This is a genomic window from Gulosibacter sp. 10, from assembly GCF_900163695.1.
Lineage (GTDB): Bacteria > Actinomycetota > Actinomycetes > Actinomycetales > Microbacteriaceae > Gulosibacter.
Map to the genome: position 1 here is coordinate 222,264 of NZ_FUIC01000024.1, position 9,579 is coordinate 231,842.

The 9,579-nt window shown below is 73.0% G+C and carries 8 protein-coding genes; 3 read left to right on the forward strand and 5 right to left on the reverse strand.

What is annotated here, in order from left to right:
- Positions 1-27: 27 nt before the first annotated feature.
- The 3 genes from FM112_RS10145 to FM112_RS10155 are packed head-to-tail and all read right to left on the reverse strand — an operon-like array spanning position 28 to position 3,790.
- Positions 28-1,335, reverse strand: a complete 1,308-nt coding sequence (locus FM112_RS10145; RefSeq protein WP_087007090.1) for a M20 family metallopeptidase — start codon at positions 1,333-1,335, stop codon at positions 28-30.
- Positions 1,332-2,603 (reverse strand): PLP-dependent aminotransferase family protein, encoded by a 1,272-nt coding sequence (locus FM112_RS10150; protein ID WP_369678168.1) that lies wholly within the window; start codon positions 2,601-2,603, stop codon positions 1,332-1,334. Before FM112_RS10150 ends, FM112_RS10145 begins: the two co-directional genes overlap by 4 nt.
- Positions 2,600-3,790, reverse strand: a complete 1,191-nt coding sequence (locus FM112_RS10155; RefSeq protein ID WP_087007093.1) for a Xaa-Pro peptidase family protein — start codon at positions 3,788-3,790, stop codon at positions 2,600-2,602. The genes FM112_RS10150 and FM112_RS10155 overlap by 4 nt, the downstream gene beginning before the upstream one ends.
- A gap of 139 nt (positions 3,791-3,929) precedes the next feature.
- On the opposite strand from FM112_RS10155, the gene FM112_RS10160 reads away from it, so the two are divergent.
- Positions 3,930-5,099 (forward strand): LysR family transcriptional regulator, encoded by a 1,170-nt coding sequence (locus tag FM112_RS10160; RefSeq protein WP_176386780.1) that lies wholly within the window; start codon positions 3,930-3,932, stop codon positions 5,097-5,099.
- Here the strand turns inward: FM112_RS10160 and FM112_RS10165 are convergent.
- Positions 5,077-5,322 (reverse strand): toxin-antitoxin system HicB family antitoxin, encoded by a 246-nt coding sequence (locus tag FM112_RS10165; protein ID WP_087007097.1) that lies wholly within the window; start codon positions 5,320-5,322, stop codon positions 5,077-5,079. The two genes, FM112_RS10160 and FM112_RS10165, sit on opposite strands and share 23 nt — an antisense overlap.
- 27 nt (positions 5,323-5,349) lie before the next feature.
- On the opposite strand from FM112_RS10165, the gene FM112_RS10170 reads away from it, so the two are divergent.
- Positions 5,350-6,564, forward strand: coding sequence for a hypothetical protein (locus FM112_RS10170; RefSeq protein ID WP_087007099.1), 1,215 nt, complete (start codon positions 5,350-5,352; stop codon positions 6,562-6,564).
- Between the two features lie 103 nt (positions 6,565-6,667).
- Here FM112_RS10170 and FM112_RS10175 read toward each other — a convergent pair whose 3' ends face one another.
- Positions 6,668-7,519, reverse strand: a complete 852-nt coding sequence (locus tag FM112_RS10175) for an aminoglycoside phosphotransferase family protein (protein ID WP_087007101.1) — start codon at positions 7,517-7,519, stop codon at positions 6,668-6,670.
- 425 nt (positions 7,520-7,944) lie between these two features.
- On the opposite strand from FM112_RS10175, the gene FM112_RS10180 reads away from it, so the two are divergent.
- Positions 7,945-9,411 carry an APC family permease gene (locus tag FM112_RS10180; protein WP_254910446.1) on the forward strand — a complete coding sequence of 489 codons (1,467 nt, stop codon included), beginning with the start codon at positions 7,945-7,947 and terminating at the stop codon, positions 9,409-9,411.
- Positions 9,412-9,579 lie beyond the last annotated feature (168 nt).

Sequence of the window (9,579 nt, forward strand, 5' to 3'; positions counted from 1 at the left end):
TGAGGTCCGATGGCTCCCGGTGGGGAGTTAGTCGGGAGTGGCGTCCCGACCCGGATCGCCGAGTCGGAGCGCGAGCAGTGCATAGGCCCGAGCCGCGGTGTGGAGTTCGTGGACTGACACTGTTTCATCGGGCTGGTGCGCCTGGCCAGCGATATCGCCGGGTCCGAGGACGATTGTTGGCACCTTGTGATGTTCCGCCATGAACCCGCCCTCGCACGCGGCGCTCCACACGCCGGTGCGGGCCTCGCCGCCGGCCTCGCACACGGCCTCGCAGGCCGCGAGCACGAGCGGGGCGTCCGGATCCGTGCAAAACCCGGGCATGGTCATCTCCACCTCGCCGTCGAGGCGGATGCGCTCGGCGCCCGGTCGGGCGCGGCGCGCGATGCGCTCGCGGGCGCGCTCGAGCAGGTCGGCGAGGATGCGCCCGGGCTCCTCGCCGGGCAGCGTGCGGCGGTCGATCGACAGCACGCAGCGGTCCGGGACGATCGAGGTGCCGTGGCCGCCCTCGATCGTCCCGACGTTCCAGCAGGCGGCGCCGAGCACCGGATGCGGCGCCTGCGCGAGGCGGGCGTCGTCGGCCTCGACCTCGGCGATGAGGTCGGCGGCGGCGAGGATCGCGCTCACGCCGTCCGCGGGGTTGCCGGCGTGCGCGCTCGCGCCCGACACGGACACGCGCAGGTTCGAGGCGCCGCGGCAGGCGGTGATGGTCGCCAGCCCGGTGGGCTCGGCGACGATGCACGCGGTGTAGCTCGCGGGCGCGAAGTGGCGGATGTAGTGGAGCGAGCCGCGCGCATCCACCTCCTCGTCGACGGTGCACACGAGCGTCATCGGCAGCTCCGGCGCCTCGGCGTGCACGGCGGCCATGGCCGCGACGACGGCGGCCAGCCCGCCCTTCATGTCGGTCGCGCCGCGACCGATGAGGAGGTCGCCCTCGCGCCGGGGCTCGTAGGGGTCGCCGGTCCAGCCCTCGCCCGCAGGCACCACGTCGCTGTGGCCGAGGAAGAGGATGCCCGCGTCGCCCTCCCGCGGGCTGCGGAGGTGCCCGCTGTCGCGGCGCGCGCCGAGCCGCGCGACGAGGTTCGGCCGGTTCGTGTCGACGTAGTCGAGCGTGACCTCGGCGCCGATGACGCGCAGCGCGTCCGCGAGCACGCGGACGGCCTCGACCTCGGTGCCGCCCGGGTTCTCGCTCTCGGCGCGGATGAGGTCGGCGGCGAGCGCGGCGATGGCCTCGGCGTGCAGCCGGCCGAGCACGCGGTCCGGGTCGGCGCGCCTCGAGTCGATCGCGGTCACACGGCCCCCTTTCGGCGCGGTGCCGATGCCGGCACCGACGGTCATCGCGACCCGCCTCCTCCGGCGCGCACCGCCTCGTCGAGCGCTGCGCGGAGGCGCGTCGCGCCTTCGTGGATCCTAGCCGGGCTGGATGTGGCGAAGCACAGCCGGAGCGCGTCGCGGAAGGTGCCGGAGGCGGTGAACGCGGGCCCCGGGATGTAGGCGACGCCGTGCCGCAGCGCCGTGGGGAACAGCGCCTCCGCGTCGACCTCGGCGTAGCGGCCCCGCAGCGTGAGCCACAGGAAGAAGCCGCCCTCGGGGTCCGTCGCGTCGACCTCGCCGCCGAACAGCTCGTCGAGCGAGGAGCGCAGCGCGCGCTTGCGCTCGCGGTAGACGCCGCGCAGGCGGGCGACGTGCGCGTCGAGCGCGCCCTCGCCGAGGTAGTCGGCGACGACGTGCTGCATCGGCACGCTCGTGCAGGTGTCCATCGACTGCTTGGCGTTGATCGCGAGCCGCCGCAGGCCGGGATCGAGGTCGAGCCAGCCGATGCGGAGCCCCGGGGCGAGCACCTTCGAGAAGGTGCGCACCTGGATGATGCGCGGGTTGCCGGGGCTCAGCGCCACGAACCCCGGCACGTCCTCGCCCTCGAAGCGCAGCATGCCGTACGGGTCGTCGTCGATGATCACCGCGTCCCACTCCTCGGCGAGGCGCAGCAGCTCGCGGCGCCGCTCGAGCGACATCGTCGTGCCGGAGGGGTTCTGGAAGTTCGGCACGGTGTAGATCGCCTTCGGCGTCCGCCCGTGCTCGGCGACCAGGCGCGGCAGGTCCTCGACGATCATCCCGTGCTCGTCGACCGGGGCCTCGAGGATGCGCGCCTGGTAGCTCTGCGCCGTGCCGATGCCGTTCGTGTAGGTGGGGGCCTCGACGACCACGGTGTCGCCCGCGTCGATGAGCAGCTTGAACGCGATGTCGAGCCCCTGCATCCCGCCGGTGGTGATGAGGATGCGCCCGGGGTCGCTCGCGGCGCCCTGCCGCGCGAGCATCGCAGTCAGCTCGCGGATGAGGGCGGGCTCGCCCTCGGTGGCGCCGTAGTCGAAGCGGCCCGCGGCGGGTGTGGAGAACAGCCGGGCGAAATCGGCCTCGGGGATGAGCTCGGCGTTCGGGGCGCCCATCGCGAACCGCACGATGTCGTGGGTCTGGCTCGCGAGCAGCGAGGTCGAGGAGTCGATGACCGAGCCGTGCAGCTGGTCGACGCGGGTCGAGAGCCGCGGGGCGGGTCCGGCCCGCCCCGAGCCGGTCGGCGGCGGGGTTGCGAGGGTGCTGGGGTGATTCACATCTGCCTCCTATCGGGTATCGCGGCGAGTCCGCGGGAAACGTCGGCGAAGAGCTCCGCGCCCTGCGCGCCGACGCGGATGGGTTCCGAGGCCTCGAAGCCGAAGCCGGTCATCCACATCCCCGCGATGAAGTGGAAGGTCATGTTCTCGGTAAGCACCGTCGTGTCGTCGCGGCGGATGCTCGCGGTGCGCTCGCCCCAGTCGGGCGGGAAGCCGATGCCGATCGAGTAGCCGAGGCGCGAATTCTTGCGGTAGCCCTCGCGCTCGATCACGCGGGTGAACGCCTCGGTCACCTCGTGCGCGGTGACGCCGGGGCGCACCGCGTCGATCGCGGCCTCGAGCCCCTCGACGGTGACGCCCGCGAGGCGGTCGAGCTCGCGGCTCGGCGCGCCGATCACGGCGGTGCGGGCAAGGGGGGCGTGGTAGCGGCGGTGCACGCCCGCGAGCTCGAAGGAGACGGGTTCGCCGGCGGGCATCGGGTCGGCGTTCCAGGTGAGGTGCGGGGTGTCGGCCGCGGCGCCCACCGGCAGGATCGGCATGATGGCGGGGTAGTCGCCGTCGACGCCGTCCGTGCCGCGGGCCTGCGCCGCGAGGATCTCTGCCGCGACCTCGTTCGCGGGCCGCCCCTCGCGCAGCGCGCCCAGGCCGGCGCGCATCGCGGCGCCGGCGACCGTGCCGGCCGCGCGCATGAGCTCGATCTCGGCGGGGGACTTCACGAGCCGCACCCAGTTGACCAGGTCGTGGCAGTCCTCGAGCCGCCACTCGGGCAGCGTCTCGGCGATCGCGCGGAAGGTGCGCACCGTGAAGAAGTGGGCCTCGCCCTCGTAGCCGACGCGGGCGTCGCCGCCGAAGCCGCGCTCGCGCAGCCGCTCGGCGATCCACCGGCCGGGGTGCGCGTCGGGGCGGTGCACGAGCGTCTCGGGGTAGCCGAGGATGTGCGCGGGATCGATGCCCTCCGCCGTGCGGTGGGCGCCGTTCGCGTCCATCTCGCGCATGAGCAGCGTCGGCTCGCCCTCGGCGGGCAGGTGCAGCACCTGCGGGGTGTAGAACGACCACGCGTTGTAGCCCGTGAGGTAGTAGAGGTTCGCGGGGTCGGCGATGAGCAGCGCGTCGAGGCCGGCCGTGCGCATCCGCTCGCGCACCCGCTGCCGGCGGGATGCGTACTCGCTCGCTGCGAAGAGGCTCATGATCCGTGGTTCTCCTTCTGGCCCGGCGGCTGCGCCGTTCCCTCAATGTAGGGGCGCAGACTCTTTCGAGGAACGCCCCTGGTCTTGCCGATATGGTTCAGCGGAACTTCACGATTGGTGGTGCTCCGGCATGTTGGATATGCGCAAGCTCAGTCTCCTCCGAGATCTCGCGCGGCACGGGAGCATCGTTGCCGTGTCGCGCTCGATCGGCATCAGCTCCTCCGCGATCTCGCAGCAGCTCGCGAAGCTCGAGGCGGAGGTGGGGCTGCCGCTGCTCGAGCGGATCGGGCGCGGGGTGCAGCTCACGCCCGCCGGGCAGGTGCTCGCCGAGCGGGCCGGCTCGGTCGAATCGATCCTCGAGGGCGCCGAGGCGGAGCTCGAGCGGCGCCGGAGCCGGGTGCAGGGCGTGGTGCGCTTCGCGGCGTTCTCGACCTTCGCGCTGCGGCACCTGCCCTCGCTGCTGCGACGCATGGCGCGGACGCATCCGGATGTCGTGGTCGAGTTCGCGCACGTGGAGCCGGCCGAGGCGCTCGAGTCGGTCGCGGGGCGGCGGGCCGACATCGCCGTGACCGACGAGTATCCGGGCATCCCGCGCGCCGTCGACCCGCACATGGTGTCGACGTTCCTGCTGCGCGACGGGATCGCGGCCTATGCTCCGGACGCGAGGACGCCGCCCGCGGAGCTGCCGTGGGTGCTCGAGCCGGAGGGGAGCGGTGCGCGGGAGTGGGCGGAGCGCGTCTGCCGGGAGGCCGGATTCGTGCCCCGGGTGCTGTTCGAGTCGCCCGACCTGCGGCTCCACTACGACCTCGCCGCCGCGGGCATCGCGGCCGCCTTCCTGCCCGACATGGTGCTGCCGCCCCGCGGCGGGGCTGCGCTCGGCGGGACTGCGGGGGAGGGCTCGGCGGCCGCCGGCGGTGTTATCGATGCCGGTGCTCCGGCGGAGGGCGTTCCGGAGGTGGGCGCTGCATTTGGAAGGGCTCTCGGCGATGACGTCGCCCCCGCGCGCATCGCGAGTGGGGGCGCTACGGCTGAGGGCTTGGCGGCCGAGCCCCTTGCGGAAAAGGGGTTCGCAGGCGAGGGCGCTACGGGCGGAAAACCGGCGGCCGCCGGCCCGGCTATCGCCGGCCCGGGCATCGACGGCACCGGCGACTCCGGGGCCGCCGGGCAGCGCCTCGTGTGGCCGGAGGGGGCGCCGGCGGGCATGCATCGCGATGTCCATGCCGTGATGCGCCGCGGCGGCGATACCCGCCCGGCCGTCGCGGCCTTCCTCGAGCACATGCGCGCGGTCACCGCGCCTGCGGGGAGGTGACCGCGCGAAAGCGACGATGCCGGCTCGCGAGCGGATCAGGCCTGGGCGAGCCGAGCCGAGCCGCGATCGGACGGTTCGGGGAGACCTGCTGCTCGGCCGCGTCGAGGGCGAGGCCGCGATGGGCTTCCGGAGTGACGCGCAGGACGAACTTGCCCGAGTAATGGTGCTCCGCGATCGCTTCGGGCGACGTCGACTGCCATGCGGCATAGTTACTATGCTGCATAGTCGATAGCGGTGCGAAGGGAGCACGATGACGCGGAACCGAGATGGCCGTCGGCGACCGGTCGGGCGCATCCTCGCGCTCGCGGCAGCCGCGGTCCTCGCCCTGACGGCCTGCGCCTCCGGCGAGCGCTCGGAGTTCGGCGTCCAGCCGGCCGAGGTCCGGGAGGACCTCGTGCGCACGGACGTGCAGATCGGCACCGAGCTCGCGCCGGGTCTGATCGCGACCGCCCGCGTCGACCTCGGCGGCGTGCACCTCGTCGCCGGCGACGCGGTGATCGGCCTCGCCGAGGCGGACGAGTCGAGCGCCCTCACGATGGCGGCGGTCTCGAGCGGCGCGGAGCCGCGGTGGCAGGTCGAGACAAGCCCGTCCTGCACGGCCTTCGCGGTGTCCGCGGCGGACGGCGAGGCCATCGCGGTATTCATGGACGCCCGGCCCGCCACCGACGACTCCGGCCGGATCACCGAGACCGTGGCCACCGCGTTCCGCGTCTCCGACGGGGAGCGGCTCTGGGGGCCGGTGCCGGTGCCCGGGCCGCTGCTCGCCGACGCGGGGCTCGTCTTCTACGCCCAGCCCGACGCCCCCATCGCCGATGTCTCGGGCACCACCGTCATGCTCGACCCGGCCACGGGCCGGCAGCGATTCTCGGCCGGCGACGGCATCGAGATCATCGGCGAGTACGACGGCATCGGCGTCATCCGTCGCGACGGTGCGCTCGAGGCGGTCGAGCTCGCCGGCGAGGAGCCGCTGTGGGCCGAGTCCGGGCTCGAGCGCCCCGAGGGCGTCTCGGAGTCGGCGGCGTTCGAGCCCGCCTCGATGCGCGAGGCCGGCGAGCACGGCTACCTCGTCGGCGCCTGGGTCGACGGGGAGGACCGCCGCCCGGCGGTGTACGCGCTGGACTCGGGCCTGCTGCTCGCCTCGCCGGAGGGGCAGCTCCGCGGCGAGGCAGCGGCGGACGGCGAGGCGCTGTACCTCGAGACGCGGAGCGGCGACGAGGACCGCATCGCCGCCGTGGACTCCGAGGGGGTGCGCTGGGAGGCGCCTGTGGCGGACGGGGCGACCCTCGCCTCGGCCGGCGACGGCCGCGTGCACCTGCGCCTCGGCGGCCTCGGCATCGTGCTCGACGCGACCGACGGCGCCGAGCTCGCCCGCGGCGACTTCCGCGTGCCCGAGCACGTGTTCCCGGACGGCGCGGCGCTGATCACGACCGCCGGCGAGCTCTGGCTCGCCGAGCCGGACGACTGAACCGCTGCGTCGGCCGAGCATCCCCCTCCAACCGAATCCTGGCCACGAACGGTCGTTCTCCGGCGTCGGAGGCGACCGTTCGTGGCCAGGATTCGGAGGGGTCTCAGCACCGGGCGAGGGCGGCGCCGAGCAGACGGTGCCCGTGCGTCTCGAACGCGAAGTCGCCCACGCGGTAGGCCCAGGTCGCGGTGCCCACCGCCTCGCGCAGCAGCTCGATCGGCCACACCTCCGCATCGAGCGGATCCGTGCCGTACCCCTCCAGGAACGCCGCCTCGAGCGCCGGCGCATCCAGCCACTGCTGCGTGGCCAGCCGACAGAGGTCGGTGAGTGCGGGGCGGAAGTCGAAGCGGCCGAAGTCGATCGCGCGCAGCCGCCCCGCATCCTGGAGCCAGTTGCGGGGATGCCAGTCGCCGTGCGTGGGCACCACGCGCGCGGGGCGCGGCCGGTAGCCGGCGAGGATGCCCCGCGCCTCCTCGGCGATCTCCGGAGCGATGCGGTGCTCGCCGTCGAGCGCCGCGAGAGCCTTGCGCGTGGCGCGCGCCTCGTACTCGGGATCGACCCGCTCGTGCTGATCGTGGAAGGCGCGCAGCGTCTTGCCGGCCTGGCGGTGGATGTCGGGGCTCAGCTCGAGCTCGCCGCCCTCGACGAGTCGGCCGGGCTGGTACTCGGTGATCAGCACGTTGCGCTCGCGGTCGCCCGCCACGAACCGGGCGGTGCGGTCGAGCTGCACGAGCGCGGCGGTCCAGCGCTCGTGTGCGGCGATCTCGCGGCCGATGTGGTGGTTGCCGGGGCCGGCGGTCTTGACGACGAACTCGTCGCTCCCGGCCCGGACGTGCAGCACCCGCGTGTCGACGATGCCCCAGGAGAGGTCCTCGACGAGCGTCGGGTCGCCCAGGCGCGACTCGATGAACCCGGCCTGCTCCGGGCCGAGGAGGTCGTGATGCCAGGAGGACATCGGTTCAGTGTAGGCGGGCGCCCGGGAGGGACCCCGACGGCCCGATGCGCGGAAGACCTGCCGGGCCGCGCCCGCCGGGTACGCGGTGGGCCGTCGACGGTTCGATGCTCGGAGGCCTGCTGGGTCGCGTTCGTCGGGTAGGCGGGGGCACGTCGGCGGCCCGACGTGCGGAGGATCTGCACTAGGAGGGCGGAAGCAGCCCGTTCGTCACGAAAACGAGGGGATGGCCCGCTGCGTGCCCTCCTAGTGCAGATCGATCCGGCCGGCGTCGCGGATCCGCCGGCCGGAGTGCGCACGACCGGCTGCGAAGGCGCTCGAAGGCACGGCGTCGAATTGACATTGTTGTCACCTAATAGTTACCTTTGTCGCATAAGGGGTGACTGCAGGGGTGGTCACTCCACCCGCCGCGCTGCAGGAGGATGACGTTGAGCACCACGAAACCACTTCCCGTTCCCACGCCCGCGCCTCCCGGCGGCGAGTTCAAGCGCACGCTCGGCACCTGGACCACGCTCACGCTCGGCGTCGGCGCGATGGTCGGTTTCGGCTGGGTCACCCTCGCCGGCGGCTGGATCGAGGACGCCGGCTCGCTCGGCGCCGCGACGGCCATGCTCGTCGGCGGCTTCATGATGGCGATCGTCGCCCTGGTGTACTCCGAACTGGTGGCGGCGATGCCCAAGGCCGGCGGCGAGCACAACTACATCCTCCGCGCGATGGGGCCGCGCTGGTCCTTCATCGGCTCGTGGGCGATCACGGGCGGCTACGCCACCGTGGTGGCCTTCGAGGCCGTGGCGCTCCCCACCGCCGTGCAGTACGTCGTCCCGCTCGACCAGATCCACCTGTGGAGCGTGAGCGATTCGGACGTGTATCTCTCCTGGGCGCTCGTCGGCGCGGTCACGGCGATCGTCATCACGATCATCAACATTCTCGGGGTGAAGATCGCGGGCGGCTTCCAGATGTTCGTCGTGATCTTCCTGTTCGCGATCGGCGCCCTGCAGGTCCTGGGCTCGTTCACCGGCGGCGAGCCGGCCCGGATGGAGCCGTTCTTCGCCAACGGCATGACCGGGTTCTTCGCGGTGCTCGTCGTGGTGCCGTTCATGTTCGTCGGCTTCGACGTCATCCCCCAGACGGCCGAAGAGGTGAACCTCCCGCCGCGGAAGACCGGCCGCATCTCCTTCATCTCCGTGCTCATCGCGGCCGCCTGGTACGTGATGATCGTGCTCACAGTGGCGGTGGGGCTGCCCCGCGATCAGCTCGGCACCTCGACGCTGCCCGCGGCCGACGCGATGGCGAACCTCTTCGGCAGCGCGTTCTTCGGCAACCTCATGGTCGCCGCGGGCATCGCCGGCATCGTCACCTCCTGGAACTCGCTGCAGATGGGAGCCTCGCGCCTCATGTACTCCCTCGCTCAGGGCGGCATGCTGCCCGCCTGGCTCGGCAGGCTGCACCCCAGATTCGGCACGCCTGCGAATGCGCTCATCGTGCTCGGCGTCGTCGCCACCGCCGCCCCGTTCTTCGGGAACCAGGCGCTCGGCTGGATCGTCGACGGCGGCTCGCCCATGATCGTCATCGCCTACCTGCTCGTCTCCATCTCCTTCGTGATCCTCCGCGTGCGCGAGCCGAAGATGGATCGGCCGCTCCGCATCGGCGGTCGGGGCGCGGGCGGCGTGATCATCGGCGCCTGCTCGGTGGCCATCACGGCCTTCCTCTTCGCGCTCTACCTGCCCGGCATGCCCGCGGGCCTCGGCGCCGAGCCCTGGATCATCTTCGGGGCGTGGTGGCTCGTGGGCGCCGTATTCTTCGCCGGTATCCCGGGCGGGGTGAAGCCCGGCCCCGATGCCGAGGAACGGCTGCTCGAGAAGGTCTACGCGAAATGGCCCAAGCGCCGCCCGTGAGCCGCGAGCGCGCCGGCCGGCCCTCCCGACGGAGACCCGGCGGCGTGGAGGCGATTCGCACTATCGGTGCGGCGGCGATCCGCGCTACCGGTGCGGAGGCGATCTGCACTAGGTGTACCCGGTCAGGAGGTTGGTGGCGGTGTTGGGGTTGCGGAAGGGGAGAACCTC